This window comes from Nocardioides pantholopis, assembly GCF_003710085.1.
In the GTDB taxonomy this organism is placed as follows: Bacteria; Actinomycetota; Actinomycetes; order Propionibacteriales; family Nocardioidaceae; genus Nocardioides; species Nocardioides pantholopis.
In genome coordinates this window covers 2,823,988-2,843,135 of sequence record NZ_CP033324.1, presented here as the reverse complement: position 1 = coordinate 2,843,135, position 19,148 = coordinate 2,823,988, and the positions used below count along the sequence as shown (strand labels likewise).

22 protein-coding genes are annotated in these 19,148 nt (G+C 72.0%); 17 read left to right on the top strand and 5 right to left on the bottom strand.

The features are described from left to right. Positions 1 to 12: 12 nt before the first annotated feature. From EBO35_RS13630 to EBO35_RS13600, 7 genes are all read left to right on the top strand, one after another. A complete protein-coding gene (locus EBO35_RS13630) occupies positions 13 to 543 on the top strand; it encodes a F0F1 ATP synthase subunit B (protein WP_206422814.1) in 531 nt (176 codons plus the stop codon). Next, positions 543 to 1,355: a F0F1 ATP synthase subunit delta gene (locus EBO35_RS13625; protein ID WP_122818185.1), complete on the top strand. Its 813-nt coding sequence runs from the start codon at positions 543 to 545 to the stop codon at positions 1,353 to 1,355. Before EBO35_RS13630 ends, EBO35_RS13625 begins: the two co-directional genes overlap by 1 nt. A gap of 45 nt (positions 1,356 to 1,400) precedes the next feature. After that, positions 1,401 to 3,044 carry a F0F1 ATP synthase subunit alpha gene (atpA, locus tag EBO35_RS13620; protein ID WP_122818184.1) on the top strand — a complete coding sequence of 548 codons (1,644 nt, stop codon included), beginning with the start codon at positions 1,401 to 1,403 and terminating at the stop codon, positions 3,042 to 3,044. Between the two features lie 2 nt (positions 3,045 to 3,046). Next, on the top strand, positions 3,047 to 3,961 hold the full coding sequence (locus tag EBO35_RS13615; protein ID WP_122818183.1) for a F0F1 ATP synthase subunit gamma: 915 nt from the start codon (positions 3,047 to 3,049) through the stop codon (positions 3,959 to 3,961). Between the two features lie 5 nt (positions 3,962 to 3,966). Continuing rightward, positions 3,967 to 5,424, top strand: a complete 1,458-nt coding sequence (gene atpD / locus EBO35_RS13610) for a F0F1 ATP synthase subunit beta (protein ID WP_122818182.1) — start codon at positions 3,967 to 3,969, stop codon at positions 5,422 to 5,424. Between the two features lies 1 nt (position 5,425). Beyond that, positions 5,426 to 5,830, top strand: a complete 405-nt coding sequence (locus tag EBO35_RS13605) for a F0F1 ATP synthase subunit epsilon (RefSeq protein ID WP_122818181.1) — start codon at positions 5,426 to 5,428, stop codon at positions 5,828 to 5,830. A 97-nt stretch (positions 5,831 to 5,927) separates the two neighbouring features. Further along, positions 5,928 to 6,380 (top strand): DUF2550 domain-containing protein, encoded by a 453-nt coding sequence (locus tag EBO35_RS13600; protein ID WP_122818180.1) that lies wholly within the window; start codon positions 5,928 to 5,930, stop codon positions 6,378 to 6,380. A 25-nt stretch (positions 6,381 to 6,405) separates the two neighbouring features. Here the strand turns inward: EBO35_RS13600 and EBO35_RS13595 are convergent, their stop codons facing one another. Beyond that, the gene (locus EBO35_RS13595) at positions 6,406 to 7,353 is read right to left on the bottom strand and encodes a lytic transglycosylase domain-containing protein (protein ID WP_122818179.1); all 948 of its coding nucleotides are present in this window, start codon (positions 7,351 to 7,353) and stop codon (positions 6,406 to 6,408) included. A 56-nt stretch (positions 7,354 to 7,409) separates the two neighbouring features. Then, entirely contained in the window at positions 7,410 to 7,985 is a 576-nt protein-coding gene (locus EBO35_RS13590) for a cob(I)yrinic acid a,c-diamide adenosyltransferase (protein ID WP_122818178.1), read from the bottom strand. A gap of 133 nt (positions 7,986 to 8,118) precedes the next feature. Here EBO35_RS13590 and EBO35_RS13585 point away from each other — a divergent pair, with 133 nt between their 5' ends. Both EBO35_RS13585 and EBO35_RS13580 read left to right on the top strand, forming a co-directional pair. Further along, entirely contained in the window at positions 8,119 to 8,427 is a 309-nt protein-coding gene (locus EBO35_RS13585) for an STAS domain-containing protein (RefSeq protein ID WP_122818177.1), read from the top strand. 106 nt (positions 8,428 to 8,533) lie between these two features. Next, complete coding sequence (locus EBO35_RS13580; protein ID WP_122818176.1) at positions 8,534 to 10,555, top strand: protein meaA; 2,022 nt, start codon at positions 8,534 to 8,536, stop codon at positions 10,553 to 10,555. 12 nt (positions 10,556 to 10,567) lie between these two features. On the opposite strand, the gene EBO35_RS13575 is transcribed toward EBO35_RS13580, so the two are convergent. Continuing rightward, the gene (locus EBO35_RS13575) at positions 10,568 to 10,867 is read right to left on the bottom strand and encodes a hypothetical protein (RefSeq protein WP_122818175.1); all 300 of its coding nucleotides are present in this window, start codon (positions 10,865 to 10,867) and stop codon (positions 10,568 to 10,570) included. Positions 10,868 to 10,954: 87 nt separating this feature from the next. On the opposite strand from EBO35_RS13575, the gene EBO35_RS13570 reads away from it, so the two are divergent. The 4 genes from EBO35_RS13570 to EBO35_RS13555 all read left to right on the top strand — a co-directional run bounded on the left by EBO35_RS13570 (position 10,955) and on the right by EBO35_RS13555 (position 13,856). Further along, entirely contained in the window at positions 10,955 to 11,143 is a 189-nt protein-coding gene (locus EBO35_RS13570) for a hypothetical protein (RefSeq protein WP_122818174.1), read from the top strand. Positions 11,144 to 11,180: 37 nt separating this feature from the next. Continuing rightward, the gene (locus EBO35_RS13565) at positions 11,181 to 11,705 is read left to right on the top strand and encodes a ferritin (RefSeq protein ID WP_122818173.1); all 525 of its coding nucleotides are present in this window, start codon (positions 11,181 to 11,183) and stop codon (positions 11,703 to 11,705) included. Between the two features lie 74 nt (positions 11,706 to 11,779). Beyond that, positions 11,780 to 12,718 (top strand): FAD-dependent oxidoreductase, encoded by a 939-nt coding sequence (locus EBO35_RS13560; protein ID WP_241153703.1) that lies wholly within the window; start codon positions 11,780 to 11,782, stop codon positions 12,716 to 12,718. A 10-nt stretch (positions 12,719 to 12,728) separates the two neighbouring features. Then, complete coding sequence (locus EBO35_RS13555; RefSeq protein ID WP_122818171.1) at positions 12,729 to 13,856, top strand: PAS domain-containing sensor histidine kinase; 1,128 nt, start codon at positions 12,729 to 12,731, stop codon at positions 13,854 to 13,856. Positions 13,857 to 13,874: 18 nt separating this feature from the next. Here EBO35_RS13555 and nucS read toward each other — a convergent pair whose 3' ends face one another. Beyond that, positions 13,875 to 14,552: an endonuclease NucS gene (gene nucS, locus EBO35_RS13550; RefSeq protein ID WP_122818170.1), complete on the bottom strand. Its 678-nt coding sequence runs from the start codon at positions 14,550 to 14,552 to the stop codon at positions 13,875 to 13,877. 38 nt (positions 14,553 to 14,590) lie between these two features. On the opposite strand from nucS, the gene EBO35_RS13545 reads away from it, so the two are divergent. Continuing rightward, a complete protein-coding gene (locus tag EBO35_RS13545) occupies positions 14,591 to 15,121 on the top strand; it encodes a GNAT family N-acetyltransferase (RefSeq protein WP_122818169.1) in 531 nt (176 codons plus the stop codon). Between the two features lie 54 nt (positions 15,122 to 15,175). After that, positions 15,176 to 16,996, top strand: coding sequence for a 3-hydroxyacyl-CoA dehydrogenase family protein (locus EBO35_RS13540; RefSeq protein WP_122818168.1), 1,821 nt, complete (start codon positions 15,176 to 15,178; stop codon positions 16,994 to 16,996). Between the two features lie 18 nt (positions 16,997 to 17,014). On the opposite strand, the gene EBO35_RS13535 is transcribed toward EBO35_RS13540, so the two are convergent. Beyond that, positions 17,015 to 17,506 carry an SRPBCC family protein gene (locus EBO35_RS13535; RefSeq protein WP_241153702.1) on the bottom strand — a complete coding sequence of 164 codons (492 nt, stop codon included), beginning with the start codon at positions 17,504 to 17,506 and terminating at the stop codon, positions 17,015 to 17,017. Between the two features lie 52 nt (positions 17,507 to 17,558). Here EBO35_RS13535 and EBO35_RS13530 point away from each other — a divergent pair, with 52 nt between their 5' ends. Together EBO35_RS13530 and EBO35_RS13525 are read left to right on the top strand one after the other, a co-directional pair. Then, on the top strand, positions 17,559 to 18,338 hold the full coding sequence (locus tag EBO35_RS13530) for a hypothetical protein (protein WP_241153701.1): 780 nt from the start codon (positions 17,559 to 17,561) through the stop codon (positions 18,336 to 18,338). Between the two features lie 3 nt (positions 18,339 to 18,341). Further along, on the top strand, positions 18,342 to 19,121 hold the full coding sequence (locus EBO35_RS13525) for an endo alpha-1,4 polygalactosaminidase (protein WP_122818166.1): 780 nt from the start codon (positions 18,342 to 18,344) through the stop codon (positions 19,119 to 19,121). Positions 19,122 to 19,148 lie beyond the last annotated feature (27 nt).

Below are 19,148 nucleotides of genomic sequence, written 5' to 3'. Positions count from 1 at the left end.
ATGCGTGAATCGATCCAGGCGGCAGAGGGCGAACTGAACCCGCTCATCCCGCACGTCTCGGAGATCATCCTGGGGATCGCGGTCTTCCTGGTCCTGCTCTTCGCGATCAAGAAGTTCGTCGTTCCCAACTTCGAGAAGGCGTTCGCTCAGCGGACTGCTGCCATCGAGGGCGGACTCGCGTCTGCCGAGACCAAGCAGGCCGAGGCCGACGCCAAGCTCGCCGAGCTCGAGAAGCAGCTCGCCGACGCCCGGCACGAGGCTGCGCGCATCCGCGAGGAGGCGCGTGAGCAGGGCGCCACGATCGTGGCCGAGATGCGGGAGCAGGCCCAGGCCGAGGCGACCCGCATCGTCGAGCACGGCAAGACGCAGATCGAGGCGGAGCGCCAGCAGGCGGTCACCTCGCTGCGGGCCGAGGTCGGCACGCTCGCGACCACGCTCGCCGGGCGGATCATCGGCGAGAGCCTGGACGACGACGCTCGCCAGAGCCGCGTCGTCGAGCGCTTCCTCGCCGACCTCGAGACCGGGACGCCGGGGGTCAACTGATGGGCTTCCGCGGAGCTTCGGCCGACACGGTCGCGACGCTGAGCACCGAGCTGGCCGGCATTCTCGCCGCCAGCCCGGCCTCGGCATCGACGATCGGTGACGACCTGTTCTCGCTGGCGCAGACCCTGCGTTCCGAGGGCTCGCTGCGCCGGTTCGCCACCGACGCCTCGATCGCGCCCGCGGCCAAGTCCGGGCTCGTCCAGCAGGTCTTCGGCGCCAAGGTCGACGCCGGTGCGCTCGCCGTGCTCGACAAGGCGGTGCGCTCCCGGTGGACAGTCGGTCGCGACCTGGCCGACGCGCTGGAGCACCTCAGCGTCGTGGCGGCCGTCCGCTCCGCGGGTCCCGAGGGCGAGCGGATCTCCGACGAGTTGTTCGGGGTGGCCAGCCTGGTCAAGGACAACCCGGCCCTGCGCGACGCCCTCTCCGACCCGGCGCGGTCGATGGAGGACAAGGGCCGGCTGCTCGACGACCTGCTCGGCGGCAAGACGCTGCCGCAGACGGTCGTGCTCGCCCGCCGTTCCGTGGCGGGTGCGCACCGCACGGTCGCGGTGGCTCTCGAGGAGTACCAGAAGGTCGCCGCCGAGGTGCGCGACCAGGGCGTCGCCACCGTGCGGGTCGCTCGCGACCTGTCCGAGGGCGACCGCCAGCGGCTCGCGGACGCGCTGGCTCGCCAGTACGGCCGGCGGGTCCACCTGAACCTCCTCGTCGACCCCGACGTGCTCGGGGGAATCCGTGTTGAGATCGGTGACGACGTCATCGACGGCACGGTCTCGAGTCGGCTCGACGACGCCCGCCGCCGGCTCGTCGGCTGACGGCACCACCACCAGACCTGTAGAGACAAGAGAGAAGGCACCAAGATGACGGAGCTCTCCATCCGTCCGGAGGAGATCCGCGACGCGCTGCAGAAGTACGTCGCCGACTACCAGCCCGAGACGGCCAGCAAGGAAGAGGTCGGCTACGTCGCCGAGGCCGGTGACGGCATCGCGCGGATCAGCGGGCTGCCTTCGGCGATGGCGAACGAGCTGCTCGAGTTCGAGGACGGCACGCTGGGCCTGGCCCTGAACCTCGACACCCGTGAGATCGGCGCCGTCGTCCTCGGTGACTTCGACGGCATCGAGGAGGGCCAGCCGGTCCGCCGGACCGGCGAGGTGCTCTCGGTGCCGGTCGGTGACGGCTACCTGGGCCGGGTCGTCGACCCGCTCGGCAAGCCGATCGACGGCCTCGGCGAGGTCGCGACCACCGGCCGCCGCGCTCTGGAGCTGCAGGCCCCCTCGGTAGTGCAGCGCAAGTCGGTGCACGAGCCCCTGGCCACCGGCATCAAGGCGATCGACGCCATGACGCCGATCGGCCGTGGCCAGCGCCAGCTGATCATCGGCGACCGCGCGACCGGCAAGACCACCGTCGCGATCGACACGATCATCAACCAGAAGCAGTACTGGGAGACCGGCGACCCGAGCAAGCAGGTGCGCTGCATCTACGTCGCGATCGGTCAGAAGGGCTCGACGATCGCCTCGGTCCGCGGCGCCCTCGAGGAGGCCGGCGCGCTGGAGTACACGACGATCGTGGCGGCCCCGGCGTCCGACAGCGCCGGGTTCAAGTACCTCGCGCCGTACACCGGCTCGGCCATCGGCCAGCACTGGATGTACGAGGGCAAGCACGTCCTCATCGTCTTCGACGACCTGACCAAGCAGGCCGAGGCCTACCGCGCCGTGTCGCTGCTGCTGCGACGCCCGCCGGGCCGCGAGGCCTACCCGGGTGACGTCTTCTACCTGCACAGCCGGCTCCTCGAGCGCTGCGCCAAGCTCTCCGACGAGCTCGGCGGCGGCTCGATGACGGGCCTGCCGATGGTGGAGACCAAGGCCAACGACGTCTCGGCGTTCATCCCGACCAACGTCATCTCGATCACCGATGGCCAGATCTTCCTGCAGTCGGACCTGTTCGCGGCCAACCAGCGCCCGGCGATCGACGTCGGCGTGTCGGTCTCCCGCGTGGGTGGTGCGGCGATGACCAAGGCGATGAAGGCGGTCACCGGCTCGCTCAAGGTCGACCTCGCGCAGTTCCGCGCGATGGAGGCGTTCGCGATGTTCGCCTCCGACCTCGACGCGGCCTCGCGCCAGCAGCTCGACCGCGGCCAGCGCCTGATGGCGCTGCTCAAGCAGCCCGCGTACTCGCCGTACCCCGTCGAGGAGATGACCGTCTCCCTGTGGCTCGGCACGTCCGGCCGGCTCGACCGCGTCCCGGTCGAGGACGTGCTCCGCTTCGAGCACGAGTTCCTCGACTACCTGCGCCGCTCGCACGAGGGCATCCTCTCCGCGATCCGGGAGTCCTTGAAGTTCGAGGACGAGACCGCGACCGCTGTGGCGGGCGCCTACGACTCCTTCCTGGACCAGTTCGAGACCTCCGAGGGTGGCTCGATCAAGGTCGGTCGCGAGGCGCAGGCCGAGGCGCTGGCGGACGAGGACGTCGAGCAGGAGCAGATCGTCAAGCAGAAGCGGGGCTGACGATGGCCGTATCGCTGCGTGAGTACCGCGCGCGGATCAAGTCGACGGAGTCGATGAAGAAGATCACGCGCGCCATGGAGCTCATCGCTGCGTCTCGCATCATCAAGGCGCAGCAGCGGGCCCAGGCGGCCGCGCCGTACGCCCGCGAGCTGACCCGCGCCGTGTCGGCGGTGGCGACGTTCTCGAACGTCGACCACCCGCTGACCCGGGAGGAGGAGAACCCGAAGCGGGCCGCCGTCCTGGTCGTCACCAGCGACCGCGGCCTCGCCGGCGCCTACTCCGCGAGCGCGCTCAAGGAGGCCGAGCGGCTCGCCGAGCGGCTGCGTGGCGAGGGCAAGGAGATCGACTGGTACATCACCGGACGGAAGGGCGAGGCGTACTTCAAGTTCCGCTCGCGCCCCGTCGTCCGGACCTGGACCGGCTTCTCCGACCAGCCCTCCTACGACGTGGCGGCCGAGATCGGCGGCGCGCTCATCGAGTCCTTCCTCAAGGAGCAGGGCGAGGAGGGCGACGTCGACGAGGTGCACGTGGTCTACACGCGGTTCCGCTCGATGCTCGTGCAGGAGCCGACCGCCGTCCGCCTGCTGCCGCTGGAGGTCGTGGAGGGGGAGGAGCGCCCGGACGAGTCCGAGCTGCTGCCGCTCTACGAGTTCGAGCCGTCGGCTGAGGAGGTCCTCGACGGGCTGCTGCCTCAGTACGTCCAGAGCCGGATCTTCTTCGCCCTGCTGCAGGCGGCCGCCTCCGAGCTGGCCGCCCGTCAGAAGGCGATGAAGTCCGCGACGGACAACGCCGATGAGCTGATCAAGAAGTACACCCGAATCGCCAACCAGGCCCGTCAGGCCGGCATTACCCAGGAAATCAGCGAGATCGTCGGTGGCGTCAACGCGCTCGCCGATGCCAACGCCGGGAGTGAGTGAGAGACATGACTGCCACTGTGGAAGAGACCAAGCAGGGCGCTGCTGCCGGAGGCACCGGTCGGATCGCCCGCGTCACCGGCCCCGTCGTCGACGTTGAGTTCCCCGCCGACGCGATGCCCGAGATGTACAACAAGCTCGAGGTCACCCTCGAGCTGAACGGCGAGTCGAAGACGCTGATCCTCGAGGTCGCGCTGCACATCGGCGACGGCATGGTCCGCGCCATCTCGATGCAGTCGACCGACGGCCTGGTGCGCGGCACCACCGTGACCGACACCGGGGGCCCGATCACGGTCCCCGTCGGCGACGTCACCAAGGGCCACGTGTTCAACGCGACCGGCGACGTGCTCAACCTCAAGGAGGGCGAGCAGCTCGAGATCACCGAGCGCTGGGGCATCCACCGCAAGGCGCCGGCCTTCGACCAGCTGGAGTCGAAGACCCAGATGTTCGAGACCGGCATCAAGGTCATCGACCTGCTGACCCCCTACGTGCAGGGCGGCAAGATCGGCCTGTTCGGTGGTGCCGGGGTCGGCAAGACCGTGCTGATCCAGGAAATGATCGCCCGCGTCGCCAAGGACCACGGCGGCGTGTCGGTCTTCGCCGGTGTGGGTGAGCGCACCCGTGAGGGCAACGACCTCATCGAGGAGATGACCGAGGCCGGCGTCATCGGCCAGACCGCGCTGGTCTTCGGCCAGATGGACGAGCCGCCGGGCACCCGGCTGCGCGTCGCGCTCTCGGCGCTGACGATGGCGGAGTACTTCCGCGACGTCCAGAACCAGGACGTGCTGCTCTTCATCGACAACATCTTCCGGTTCACCCAGGCCGGCTCCGAGGTCTCCACGCTGCTCGGCCGGATGCCCTCCGCGGTGGGCTACCAGCCCAACCTGGCCGACGAGATGGGTCAGCTCCAGGAGCGGATCACCTCGACCCGAGGCAACTCGATCACCTCGATGCAGGCGATCTACGTGCCGGCGGACGACTACACCGACCCCGCGCCGGCCACGACGTTCGCGCACCTCGACGCCACCACGGAGCTCTCGCGAGAGATCGCCTCGCTCGGCATCTACCCCGCGGTGGACCCGCTGACGTCGACCTCGCGGATCCTCGACGCCCAGTACATCGGGCAGGAGCACTACGACTGCGCGATCCGGATCAAGCAGATCCTGCAGCGCAACAAGGAGCTCCAGGACATCATCGCGATCCTCGGTGTCGACGAGCTCTCCGAGGAGGACAAGATCATCGTCTCCCGGGCCCGTCGCATCCAGCGGTTCCTGTCGCAGAACACCTACGTGGCCAAGCAGTTCACCGGCATCGAGGGCTCGACCGTCCCGGTCAAGGACACGATCGAGGCGTTCAACAAGATCGCGAGCGGCGAGTACGACCACGTCGCCGAGCAGGCCTTCTTCATGTGTGGCGGTCTCGACGACGTCGAGGCCAAGTGGGCCGAGATCCAGAAGAACCTCTGAGATGGCGTCCGCGGATTCCGGCACTGCGCTGCAGGTGGAGCTCGTCGCGGCCGACCGCACGGTCTGGTCCGGCGAGGCCACCATGGTGATCGCCCGCACGACCGAGGGCGACGTCGGTGTGCTGCGCGGGCACGCGCCGCTGCTCTCGCTGCTGGTCGACGCGGTCGTGGAGATCGCCACGACCGACGGCGAGGTCGTGGTCGCCGCGGTGGACGGGGGCTTCCTGTCCGTCGCCGGTGACCGGATCTCGATCCTCTCCGAGCGCGCCGTGCTCTCTCACGAGATCGACGTGAACGCGGCGCGCACCGAGCTCGAGGTGGCCGGCGGACTCGCCGACGCCAGCGAGTCGGAGGCGCGGATCCGGCGTGCCGAGGCACGCATCCGCGCGGTCGAGCGGGCCTCCTGAGCCTGCTCGGCCCCCAGCTCCACCACCGGCCCGACCCGCTCGTCCTCCGGTGCCGTCTGCCCGCTAGGGTGACGGCACCGAGGACGAGGGGGAGGCAATGCCGGTGTGGCAGTGGCTGCTCGACGCAGCCGGCGTACTGCTCCTCCTGGTGCTGGCGTACGGCGCCGCTCTGGTCCTCCGGCGCCGCCTTCTCTCCCGCCACGGCGGCACCTTCGAGCTCAGCTACCGGGCCCGGTCGCACCGGGCCGGTCGGGGCTGGCTGCTCGGCCTCGGCCGGTACTCCGGCGAGCGGCTGGAGTGGTTCCGGATCTTCTCCCTCTCGCCGCGGCCCAAGGTCACCTGGGGCCGCTCGGACCTGACCTACGACACTCGCCGCGCGGCGCACGGGCCCGAGGAGATGTCGCTCTATCCCGACCACGTCGTCATCGAGCTCACCGATGCCACCGGCGGGCGGGTCGAGCTGGCGATGAGTCCCGCCTCGCTCACCGGCTTCCAGGCCTGGCTCGAGGCGCGCCCGCCCGGCACCGACTGGACCAGCCCCCGGCGGTGAGCGCCGCGCGCCCCGCGCGGATGCCCTAGTCGGTGGCCGAGCCCAGCAGGTGCTCCGGGTGCCGGGCCAGGTAGGACCGGACCGGCACGGAGCGGCGCTGGCGATAGCCGGTCGGGAGCCACACGTCCCCGGCGGCCGAGAGGTAGACCACCTGCCAGCCGTGGAGGCCGGCGTAGGCCCGCGGGTCCGCGCGCAGGACCTCGGCGTACGCCTGCACGCCCCGCACGTAGGCCGGATGCCGGTTGTAGGCGTACAGGGCCGCGTCGACCCGACCGCGGCCGCCCCCGTTGTGGGCGAGATAGCGGGCGGCGGCGAGGATCGCGTCCCGGTCGTCGTCGATGTCGCCGCGGCCGAAGGCCGCCCAGGTCTGCGGCATGAACTGCATCGGCCCGCGGGCGCCGGCGACCGAGGTACCGCGGATCCGGCCCATCCCGGTCTCCACGAGGTGCACCGCGGCCAGGACCTCCCACGGCACGCCGAAGCGCCGCTCGCCGGCGCGGTAGTAGGCGAGCAGCCGGCCCGCGGGAGCGGGGTCGACGATCCGCCAGGTGGGCAGGGTGCGCGCGAGCTGGGTGTGCATGCCGCGGAACTCGCGGCGCGCGGTGACGTGGGCGCGGACGGTGGGGCGCAGCGAGGGCTCGACCGCCCGCAGCACGGGGCGGAGCCACTGGTCGCGCCGAGCCAGCTGGCGATAGAGCAGCTGGGTCTCGAACGCCGCGCGGGCCCGGTCGTCCGGGCTCGTCGCGGGGGAGCGCGCCACGGTCTCCGCCGCGACCAGCCGGGCCGCCAGTCGGCCCGGGGACCGGGCGGGCCGGGGTGCGGCCAGTGCGGCCCCGGTGGAGCCGCGCTCGGACCCGGGCGACGGTGCGTCAGCAGTCGCGCTGCTGGGCGGCGACCCGGCGGGCCTGTCGTCGTTGCCCGGGTCGGCCGCCGGCTCGGTGACGCAGCCGGCCGCGAGCACGACCGTCAGCACCGCGGCGGCCGTCTTGGCCGCCGGGATGCGTCGAGCACCCTGGCGTCGCAGCGTGATCAGTCCCGCTCGCCGCCCGGCACCCAGAGCACGTCGCCGCGCTCGCGGTTGGCATGCCGGGCGAGGATGAACAACAGGTCCGAGAGCCGGTTGAGGTAGGTCAGCGCCAGGCGGTTCATGACCTCGCCGTGCACCTCGTACGCCGCCCAGCCGGCCCGCTCCGCACGGCGTACGACGGTCCGCGCGACGTGCAGCTGGGCCGCGGCGGGCGTGCCGCCGTTGAGGATGAACGAGCGCAGCGCGGGAAGCGCCTCGTTGTACTCGTCGCACCAGCGCTCGAGCCGGTCGACGTAGTCCTGCTCGATGCGCAGGGGCGGGTACTCGGGGTGGGCGACGACCGGCGTGCACAGGTCCGCTCCCACGTCGAAGAGGTCGTTCTGGACCCGGGTCACCACCGCCACCACGTCGTCGGCCAGACCGCCGGTCGCGACCGCGACGCCGAGGGCGGCGTTGGCCTCGTCGACGTCGGCGTAGGCGTGCAGGCGCAGGTCGTTCTTCGTGGTGAGGCTCATGTCGCCGAGACGGGTCTCCCCGCCGTCGCCGGTGCGGGTGTAGATCCGGGTGAGGTTGACCATGGCACGAGTTTATCGACGCCCCCGGTCCGGCTCGTCGCCGCCAGCCGCTCCGGCGGCGGATAAATGCCAGGATTCTCTACTTCATCCTGGGTACCTTCTTTGTCAGAGTTGCGCGGGGCAGCGGGGGTCAGCGATGGAGATCAGCACCGACGGGTCCGTCCTCGTGCTGGCGGGCGACTTCGACGTCCGCAGCACCTTCCAGGTGCGCGACGCGCTCCACGACCACCTCCGGCGGCACTCCGGCGACGTCGTGGTCGACCTCACCGGCGTCGGCACTGTCGACCTCACGGCGCTGAAGGTGCTCGCGTTCGCGACCCGCCGGGTGGTCCGGGAGGGCCAGCACCTCACGCTGCGCGGCTGCGGGCCCGCCGTACGCCGGATGCTGCACAAGAGCCACCTGATCCGGCTGGTCGAGGTGGAGCGGGTCGCCGAGAGCGCCTGACCGCGGCACGCCGGACCTGCGCACCTGCGCCCGGGATCGAAACGTGTTGCGAGCGCCACACTCCGGGCGGTTACCAAGGGGTAGTCACACCCCTAACCTTCAACCCATGACCGAGAACGAGCAGCAGGACCGGCCCGTGAAGGATCGACCCTGGGTGATGCGGACCTACGCGGGTCACTCGACCGCCGAGGCGTCCAACGCGCTGTACCGGTCGAACCTCGCCAAGGGCCAGACCGGCCTCTCGGTCGCCTTCGACCTGCCGACCCAGACCGGCTACGACCCGGACTCCTCGCTGGCCCGGGGCGAGGTCGGCAAGGTCGGCGTCCCGGTCCCGCACCTGGGCGAGATGCGCAAGCTGTTCGCCGACATCCCGCTGACCGGGATGAACACCTCGATGACGATCAACGCCACCGCGATGTGGCTGCTGGCGATGTACCAGGTGGTCGCGGAGGAGCAGAACCCCGACCTCACCCCGGAGGAGGTCGCCGCGCAGCTCGCCGGGACGACCCAGAACGACATCATCAAGGAGTACCTCTCCCGCGGGACCTACGTCTTCCCGCCGGAGCACTCGCTGCGCCTGATCGGCGACATGATCGCCTACACGGTCCACCAGATCCCGCAGTGGAACCCGATCAACGTGTGCAGCTACCACCTCCAGGAGGCCGGCGCGACGCCGACGCAGGAGCTGGCGTACTCGCTGTGCACAGCGATCGCCGTGCTCGACCAGGTCCGCGACGCCGGGCAGGTGAGCCCGGAGGACTTCGAGAAGGTCGTCGGCCGGATCTCGTTCTTCGTCAACGCCGGGGTGCGCTTCGTCGAGGAGACCTGCAAGATGCGCGCGTTCGTCCAGCTCTGGGACGAGATCACCCGGGAGCGGTACGGCGTCCAGGACCCGAAGATGCGCCGGTTCCGCTACGGCGTGCAGGTCAACTCCCTCGGCCTGACCGAGGCGCAGCCCGAGAACAACGTCCAGCGGATCGTGCTGGAGATGCTCGGCGTCACGCTCTCCAAGGACGCCCGGGCGCGCGCCGTCCAGCTGCCGGCGTGGAACGAGGCCCTCGGCCTGCCCCGGCCCTGGGACCAGCAGTGGTCGCTGCGGTTGCAGCAGGTGCTGGCCTTCGAGTCCGACCTGCTGGAGTACGACGACATCTTCGCCGGCTCGACGGTCATCGAGGCCAAGGTCGCCGAGCTGGTCGAGGGCGCCCGTGCCGAGATCGACCGGGTCCAGGCGATGGGCGGCGCGATCGCCGCGGTGGAGTCGGGCTACATGAAGCAGGAGCTGGTCTCCAGCCACGCGGCCCGCCGAGCGCGCATCGAGGCCGGCGAGGAGGTCATCGTCGGGGTCAACCGGTTCGAGACCACCGAGCCCTCGCCGCTGACCGCCGACCTGGACGCCGCGATCATGGTCGCCGACCCGCAGGCCGAGAAGACGGCCCGGGCCAGCGTGGAGGCCTGGAAGGCGCAGCGCGACGAGGCCGAGGTCGCCGCCGCGCTGGCCGCGCTGGCCGAGGCGGCGAAGACCGACGCCAACCTGATGGCGCCGACGCTGGTCGCGGCCCGGGCCGGGGCGACCACGGGGGAGTGGGCCGAGACCCTGCGCTCGGTCTTCGGGGAGTTCCGGGCGCCCACCGGCGTCAGCGGAGCGGTCGGGATGGCCCGCCCCGGTGCCGAGCTCGGCGCTGTTCGCGACCGGGTCCGCGCCACGGGAGAGGAGCTCGGCGGCCGGCTGCGCCTGCTGGTCGGGAAGCCCGGCCTGGACGGGCACAGCAACGGCGCCGAGCAGGTGGCCGTCCGGGCCCGCGACGCCGGCTTCGAGGTGATCTACCAGGGCATCCGGCTGACGCCGGAGCAGATCGTCTCGGCCGCGGTGGCCGAGGACGTGCACTGCGTGGGTCTCTCGATCCTCTCCGGGTCCCACATGGAGCTGGTCCCGGCCGTGCTCGAGGGGCTGCGCGAGGCCGGGCTCGGCGACGTCCCGGTGATCGTGGGCGGCATCATCCCCGACTCCGACGCGCGCCGGCTCCGCGAGCTGGGCGTCGCCGGCGTCTACACCCCCAAGGACTTCGGGCTGACCGAGATCATGGGCGGGATCGTCGACGTGATCCGGACGGCGAACGGGCTCGCCTGAGCGCGGGCCGGCTCAGCGCGCCCGACGGCGTACCAGCGCGACCGCGAAGCAGGCGAGAGCGGCGACCGCCAGCACCAGCCCGACGGTGACGAAGGCGCCCTCCACGAGGTTGCGCACGTAGGACTTCAGCGCGCCCAGGTCGCCCTCGCCCTCCCCGTCGCCGAACCCCTGCGCGTGGGTGAGCGCGCCGGGCAGGGCGGAGAGCAGCAGCGCCGCCAGCCCCGCTGCCGACAGGACGACGCCGGCGGTCAGGGTGCCGGCGACGTCGGGGCGGGCGGGGCGGGTGCGAGCCGTGGGCGCGGGAGAAGTCATGGCCGCAGGCTTCCCGCTCCCGGGGCGCTCGAAAACTGGTCGGCGAAAGAAAGGCAAGCCTTACCTGAGTCCGCTACTCTGTCGAGCGTGGGCAAGAAGACCAAGGGCAAGCTCCCCAAGACGGAGTGCTGCGTCTCGAAGTCCCAGTGCGGCCGGTGCCCGCTCCGGATGCTGAAGGAAGGCACCCTGCCCGAGGGGTATACCGTCAAGAAGCGCAAGCTCGTCCGGGTGGACGGCACCAAGGTCACCAAGAAGAAGCTTGCCAAGGCCGCCTGAGCGCGGCACGTCCGCGACCCAGCACAGGAGTCCTTTGATGCCCGCCGCGCGCTTCGCCAAGCAGCTCAACGTACAGATCGGCAACGAGCTCGCCGCCCACAACCAGTACCTCGCCTGCGCGGTCTACTACGACGCGCAGACGATGCCCCGGATGGCGGCCTTCTTCTACGGCCAGGCGCTCGAGGAGCGCGATCACGCGCTGATGATGATGCAGTACCTCCTCGACACCGACGCCGAGGTGGTCGTGCCGGGCGTCGAGGCGCCCACCGCGTCGTTCGCCGACGTCGTCGCTCCGGTGGCGCTCGCCCTCGAGCAGGAGCGCCGGGTCACCGACCAGATCAACGACCTGCTGCGGATCGCCCGCGAGGAGAGCGACTACGCCTCCGAGCAGTTCATGCAGTGGTTCATCAAGGAGCAGGTCGAGGAGGTCGCGACGATGAGCGACCTGCTGGCCGTGGTCACCCGCAACGCCCAGGACATCGAGGACATCGAGGAGTACGTCGCCCGCGAGCAGGCGGGCGAGGCCGCCGACCCGACGGCTCCGCGGATCGCCGGGGCCTGACCCCCCGCCGGCCCCGCCGGGCCGGATCCGGCCGATCCCTGCCTGGTCGGCCACGGATGCGCGACACTGCACCCGTGAAGCGCGTGATCGTCGTGGGAGCCGGGGTCGTGGGCCTGACCTGTGCCATCCGGCTGCTCGAGGCCGGGCACCGGGTCGACGTCGTGGCGCGCGACCTGCCGCTGGAGAGCACCTCGGCGGTGGCGGCCGCGATCTGGTACCCCTACCGGGCCCTGCCGCAGGACCGGGTGACGCGCTGGGGCGCCCGGACCTACGAGGTCCTCACAGGCCTGGCCGCGCAGGCCGGCACCGGCGTGCGGATGGTGCCGGGGACCGAGGTGCACCGCACGCCGCGGGTGCACCCCTGGTGGGCCTCGGCGGTCCCGGACCTCGCCGACCCCGAGGCGCTGCCGGACGGCTACGCCCACGGCTGGTCCTTTGTGGCCCCGGTCGTGGAGATGCCGGTGTACCTGGCGTGGCTGCGCGCGCGGGTCGAGGAGCTCGACGGCACCGTCACCCGGCTGCACCTGCGCGACCTGCCGGCCCACGGCGGCGACGTCGTCGTCGTGAACTGCTCGGGCCTGGGCGCCAGGATGCTGGTCGGGGATCCCACGGTGGCTCCGGCGCGCGGCCAGGTGCTCCACGTTGAGCAGGTCGGGATCGAGCGCTGGTGGCTGGACAGCGCCGGTCCGACGTACGTCGTGCCGCGCAGCGGCGACGTCGTGGTCGGCGGCACCGACGAGGAGGGCAGCTGGGACCCCGCGCCCTCGCCCCGGACCGCGGCGCAGATCCTCGCCCGGGCGGTCGCGGTGGAGCCGGCGCTCGCGGGGGCCCGGGTGCTGCGCCACCGCGTCGGCCTGCGCCCCGTGCGGCCGGCGGTCCGGGTCGAGCGCGACGGCGGCCTCGTGCACTGCTACGGCCACGGGGGCGCCGGCGTCACCTTGTCCTGGGGGTGCGCGGAGGAGGTCACGGCCCTGGTCGCCGGCGAGGCCACCGAACCCGACCACCACGGCTAGGCTGCCCGCTGTGCCGTTGACCCCCGCCTCCGCGAGCGGCGAGGTGTTCCGGATGCTGCTCGACGCGGCTCCGGACGCGACGGTCATCGTCGACGAGCGCGGCGACATCGTGCTGGTGAACAAGCAGGTCACCTGTCTGTTCGGGTACGCCAAGGAGGACCTGCTGGGCAAGCCGGTCGACGTGCTGGTGCCCGAGCGGTTCCGCGAGGGGCACCCGAGCCGTCGCAACGGCTTTCTCGGCCACCCCAGCGCGCGCCCGATGAGCGTCGACATGACGCTGTACGCCGTGCACCGCGACGGGCACGAGGTGCCGGTCGAGATCTCCCTGTCCCCGCTGCGCACCGACCAGGGGCTGCTCGTCTCCGCCTCGCTGCGCGACATCAGCGAGCGGCTGCGGATGCAGGAGGAGGCCGACCGGATGCGCGACGAGCTGATCGCGACGGTCTCCCACGAGCTGCGCACGCCGCTGACCTCGATCATGGGCTACGCCGAGCTGCTCGCCGACCTCGACGAGGACGAGCTCGGGGGCCAGGCGCGCCGGCTGCTCGCGGTCATCCAGCGCAACGCGGCCCGCGAGCTGCGGCTGGTCGACGACCTGCTGACGATGGCGTTCCTCCAGGACGGCCGGCTGCGCTTCGACCCCGAGCCGGTGGCCCTGGCCGACGTGGCCTGCCGTGTCGTCGCCGAGCACCGGGCTCGCGCGGAGGCGGCCGGGCTGACGCTCGCTGTCGACGTCGATCCGGTCCGTCCGGTGGCGGGCGACCAGCGTCGCCTCGCGCAGGCGGTGGAGAACCTCGTGGCCAACGCGATCAAGTTCACCCCGGCCGGGGGACAGGTCCGGGTCCGGGTGCACGAGGTCGACGGCAGCCCGGTCCTGGCGGTCACCGACACCGGGGTCGGCGTCCGCCCCGAGGAGAAGGCGCGGCTGTTCGACCGGCTCTACCGCACCCCCGGGGCCGTCGCGGCGCAGACCCAGGGGGCCGGTCTCGGGCTGGCGATCGTGCGCCGGATCGTCGACGCCCACGGCGGCCGGATCGAGGTCGAGAGCGAGCCCGGCGTCGGCTCGACGTTCACGGTGCGCCTCGGCTACGCCTCGGTCGACTCCTCCGTCGACGCTCCGGTCGACGCGCCCGTCTGACGCGCCTGCCCGAGGCGGCTAGAAGAGCCGGTGGGTGGGGTCGTCGAGGCCCCGGAGCAGGTCGTAGTCCACGACGCAGCACTGGATGCCGCGGTCCTCGGCGAGGGTGCGGGCCTGGGGCACGATGGACTGGGCGGCGAGGATGCCGCGCACCGGCGTCAGCAGCGGGTCCCGGTTGAGCAGCTCCAGGTAGCGGGTGAGCTGCTCGACCGCGTCGATGGTGGCCTTGCGCTTGATCTCGACGGCGACCGCGAGCGCCGCGGCGTCGCGGCACATCAGGTCGACCGGCCCGATCGCGGTCGGGTACTCGCGGCGGACCAGGCTCAGCCCCGGGGCGAGCGTCGCGGGGTGCTCGGCGAGCAGCTCCTGGAGGTGCTTCTCCACGCCGTCCTTCTGCAGCCCGGGGTCGACCCCGAGGTCGTGGCTGGAGTCGCTGATCACCTCGGCGAGCAGGATCCGCAGCGTGTCATCGGTCTTGGGGTTCGTGACCGTCCACTCCAGGACGCCGTCCTCGGTGGTGCCCTCGCGCAGCGTGCACGGCGGCGACATCCAGTTCAGCGGCTTGTAGGAGCCGCCGTCGGAGTGCACCAGGACGGATCCGTCGGCCTTGATCATCAGCACCCGGGTCGCCATCGGCAGATGGGCGGTCAGCCGCCCGGCATAGTCCACCTGGCAACGGGCCACGACGAGTCTCACGGGCGCAGAGGCTACCTGCCCGCGCGTAGGGTCCCCGCATGCCCACCGATGCCGTCGGTCTCCCGGTCCGCCTGGCCCGTCCCTCGGACCTGCGCCACCTCGGCGCGATCGAGGACGCCGGGGGCGCGCTCTTCGAGGCGCTGTGGGGCGACCTGGCCGGGGACCCCCTGGTGGCGCCGGCCCCCTCGGGGGGAAGCCGGGCCGACCAGCCCGGGTTCCTCCTGGTGGCCGGGGACCCGCCGGTCGGGTTCGCCCACGTCCTGGAGATCGACGGCGCGGCCCATCTGGAGCAGCTCGCGGTGCATCCCGACCACGGCCGGCAGGGGATCGGCGCGGCGCTGGTCCGGGCGGCGATGGAGGAGGCCCGCTGGGCTGGCTTCGACCGGATGTCGCTGAGCACCTACCGCGACGTGCCATGGAACGGGCCGTTCTACGAGCGCCTGGGGTTCGTCGCGGTGGCCGATCCCGAGCCCTGGCAGCGCCGGCTGCGCGACCGCGAGCGCGCCCTGGGGCTGGATCGGCACGGGGAGCGGATTCTGATGCACGCGAGGCTCGCGCGCCAGAGCTGAGGCGATGGGATTGGTCACTGTTACCCGGCGGTAATGCATGCCATGATCCCCGGCATGACGAGCGCCCCCGCACCGGCCACCGAGTCCGCAGCTCCGCCCGTTCCCGGCACCACCGTCGGGGTCGTCGGCCTCGGCACCATGGGCGCCGGCATCGCCGAGGTCTTCGCCCGGCACGGCTATGCAGTGGTCGGGGTGGAGCAGGGTGAGGAGCCCCTCGCCCGGGGCCGCCAGCACCTGGAGCACTCCACCGGGCGGGCCGTGCAGCGCGGCAAGATCACCGAGGCCGAGGCCCAGGAGATCCTGGGACGGATCACCACGACCACCTCGATGGCCGACCTCGCCGAGGCGTCGCTCGTGGTCGAGGCGGTCGGCGAGTCGATGGACCTGAAGAAGCGGGTCTTCCGTGAGCTCGACGGGATCGTCGGGCCCGACGCCGTGCTCGCTACCAACACGTCCTCGCTCTCGGTCACCGACCTCTCGGCCGCGACGGCCCGCCCCGGGCGCGTGGTCGGCATGCACTTCTTCAACCCGGCGCCGGTCCAGGACCTCGTCGAGGTGGTCCGCACGGTGGTCACCGAGGGCGCCGTGCTCGAGCGGGTGCGGGCGCTGGTCGAGGGGCTCGGCAAGAGCGCTGTCGTCTGCGGCGACAAGGCCGGGTTCATCGCGAACACGCTGCTCTTCGGCTACCTCAACCACGCGGTCTCGATGTACGAGGCCAGGTACGCCTCCCGCGAGGACATCGACGCCGCGATGCGCTACGGCTGCGGCTACCCGATGGGCCCGTTGGCGCTGCTGGACCTGATCGGGCTGGACACGGCGTACGAGATCCTCGAGACGATGTACCGCCAGGGCCGCGACCGCCTGCACGCGCCGGCGCCGATCCTCAAGCAGATGGTGACCGCGGGGCTGCTCGGCCGCAAGACCGGGCGCGGGTTCTACACCTACGAGGCGCCGGACAGCCCGGTCGTCGTCGCCGACGACCGGACGCCGTCGGCCGACCAGAGGCCGGCGCTGCGCCGCGAGATCCGGCTGGTCGGCGTGGTCGGCACGGGGACCATGGCGAGCGGGATCGTGGAGGTCTTCGCGAAGGCCGGGTACGACGTGCTCTACACCGGTCGCAGCCAGGACAAGGTCGACGGCGTGGTGGCCACGATCGCCCGCAGCTTCGACAAGCAGATCCAGCGCGGCCGCGCCACCGAGGACCAGAAGGCCGAGGTTCTCGGGCGGGTCCGCGGCACCACGAGCCTGGAGGACCTCGCGGACGTGGACCTGGTCGTCGAGGCGATCGCCGAGGACCTCGCCATCAAGAGCACGCTGTTCCGCAACCTCGACGAGATCTGCAAGCCCGGAGCCATCCTCGCCACGACGACCTCCAGCCTGCCGATCATCTCGATGGCCGCGGTGACCGAGCGGCCCCAGGACGTCATCGGGATGCACTTCTTCAACCCGGCGACCGTGATGAAGCTGGTCGAGGTCGTCTCCACGGTCTCCACCGACGAGGAGGTCACCGAGACGGTGCTGGCCGTGTGCGACCGGGTCGGCAAGACAGCTGTCTCCTGCGGCGACCGGGCCGGGTTCATCGTCAACGCGCTGCTGTTCCCCTACCTCAACGACGCGGTGAAGATGCTCGAGGCCCACTACGCCGACGCCGACGACATCGACACCGCGATGAAGCTGGGCTGCGCGCTGCCGATGGGCCCCTTCGAGCTGCTCGACGTGGTCGGGAACGACGTCTCGCTGGCCATCCAGCGCGAGCTCTACCTGGAGTTCCGCGAGCCGGGCTTCGCGCCGGCGCCGTTGCTGGAGCACCTGGTGACCGCTGGCTACCTGGGTCGCAAGACCGGCCGCGGGTTCCGGGACCACCGCAGGCGCTGAGCGCGCCCGGTCGTGGGGTCAGTCGGCGGCGGGGTGCGGGTAGCCCCGCCGCACGGTCCGGTCGAGGATGCCCAGCGTGGCGCGCAGGGCGTCCTCGGAGACGACCGGGAACATGTCCAGCGCCCGCCAGTCGGGGTGGATGTCGGACCAGTCGTAGAACGAGGTCACCAGGGTCCCGCCGTCCGCCTCCGCGAGCCGGTAGCCGTACACGTGGCCGATCTGGGGCCGGACCCGGCCCAGGATGGTCCACGAGATCAGCGCGTCGGGCTCGAGGTCGCGGATCGTCACCGTGACGTCGTAGCGGCCCATCTCCGGGAGGTCGCCCAGCGACTCGCGGTCCATGTGCACCGCGAAGGAGTCGCCGGCCTCACGGACCGGGTCGCCGGTGGCGTCCTGCAGCATCCCGGTCGCGTCGATCGCGACGTGGCCCTGCGGGTCGCACAGCAGGGCGAAGATCGCTGCGGGCGGGGCGGGGATGAGCCTCGAGGTCTCGATGCGGGTCGTGGTCACGGCGCGATCCTGCCAGAGTGCCCGTGCTCGGGCCGCCGCGTACGCTGGGCCCATGGTGGAGCTGCTGGTGGTCCTCGTCGTGGTCGCGGCCGTCGCGTGGCTGGTCGTCGCCACGAACAAGCGGTCCCGGCAACGTGAGCTCGAGCGCCGCGAGGCCGAGCTGGCCCCGGTGAAGAAGCTGGCCGCCGAGGACATCACGGCCTTCGGCGTCGACCTCCAGGACCTCGACCTCGAGCTCGCGGGGCAGCCGCTCGACGCCGGCGCCAACGCCGACTACCAGCGCGCGCTGGACGCCTACGAGTCCGCGAAGACCGCTGGCGACGGGATGCAGCGGCCCGACGACGTCCGGCACGTCACCACGATCATCGAGGACGGCCGGTATGCAGTGGCCTGCGTGCGTGCCCGGGTGCACGGCGAGCCGCTGCCGACCCGGCGCCCGCCCTGCTTCTTCGACCCTCGCCACGGCCCGTCGGTGCAGGACGTGCCGTGGACGCCGCCGGGTGGCACCCGCCGCGACGTCCCCGCGTGCACCCTGGATGCCGAGCGCGTCACCGCCGGCGCGGACCCGGACGTGCGCCAGGTGATGGTCGGTGCCCGACGGGTGCCGTACTGGCAGGGCGGCCGCGCCTACCAGCCCTACGCCGCCGGCTACTTCGGCGGCTTCGCGCCGATGAACTTCATGTTCGCCGGCCTGATGTTCGGCGGCCTCGGCGGCTTCGACGCGCTCGGCGAGCTCGGTGAGGGCATGGGCGACATGCTCGGCGGGATCGGCGACGGGATCGGCGGCATCGGCGACGGGATCGGGGACATGTTCGACGGATTCGACTTCTAGGTCGTGCGCGCGACCGGCCCGCTGCCCGCTGCCCTCCTGGCCCTGCTCCTGGCCCTGACGCTCACGCCGGCCTCGCCCGCCTCCGCGGCGCCCGAGCCCTGGCCGGCCGACACCGACGGCGACTACCAGCTCGGTGGCCCGCGTCCGACGCCGGCCCGCGTGGGCGTGGTGGTCCGCGACCGGCGCGCGGCACCCGTCGCCGGGCGCTACAACATCTGCTACGTCAACGCGTTCCAGACCCAGCCCGACGAGCTGCGCGACTGGCGCTCCCGGATGCGTCTGGTGCTGCACCGCCGCGGGCGGCCGGTCGCCGACCAGGCCTGGGGCGAGTGGCTGCTCGATCTGCGCACCCGCGACCGGCGCGAGCGCCTGGCGCGGATCGTGGGCCGCTGGCTCGACGGCTGCGCCCGCGCCGGGTTCGACGCCGCCGAGCTGGACAACCTCGACTCGTTCACCCGCAGCGGTGGGCTGCTGCGGCGCCGGCACGCCGTCGCCTACGCCCGGCTGCTGGTGCGCGCTGCTCACCGCAGCGGGCTGGCCGTGGGCCAGAAGAACCTGCCCGGGCTGCGCGGGACCCGGCTCGGCTTCGACTTCGCCGTGGCCGAGGAGTGCGGGCGCTACGCCGAGTGCGGTCGGTACGCCGCGACGTACGGGCGGCGGGTGCTGGCCGTGGAGTACCGGCGCCGGGACTTCCGGCGCACCTGCCGGACCCACGGGGCGCTGTGGCCGGTGGTGCTGCGCGACCGGGCGGTCTCGGTGCGCGGGACGCGCCGCTTCTGCTGAGGTCGACCTGCCTCCGGCCCGGCCGGC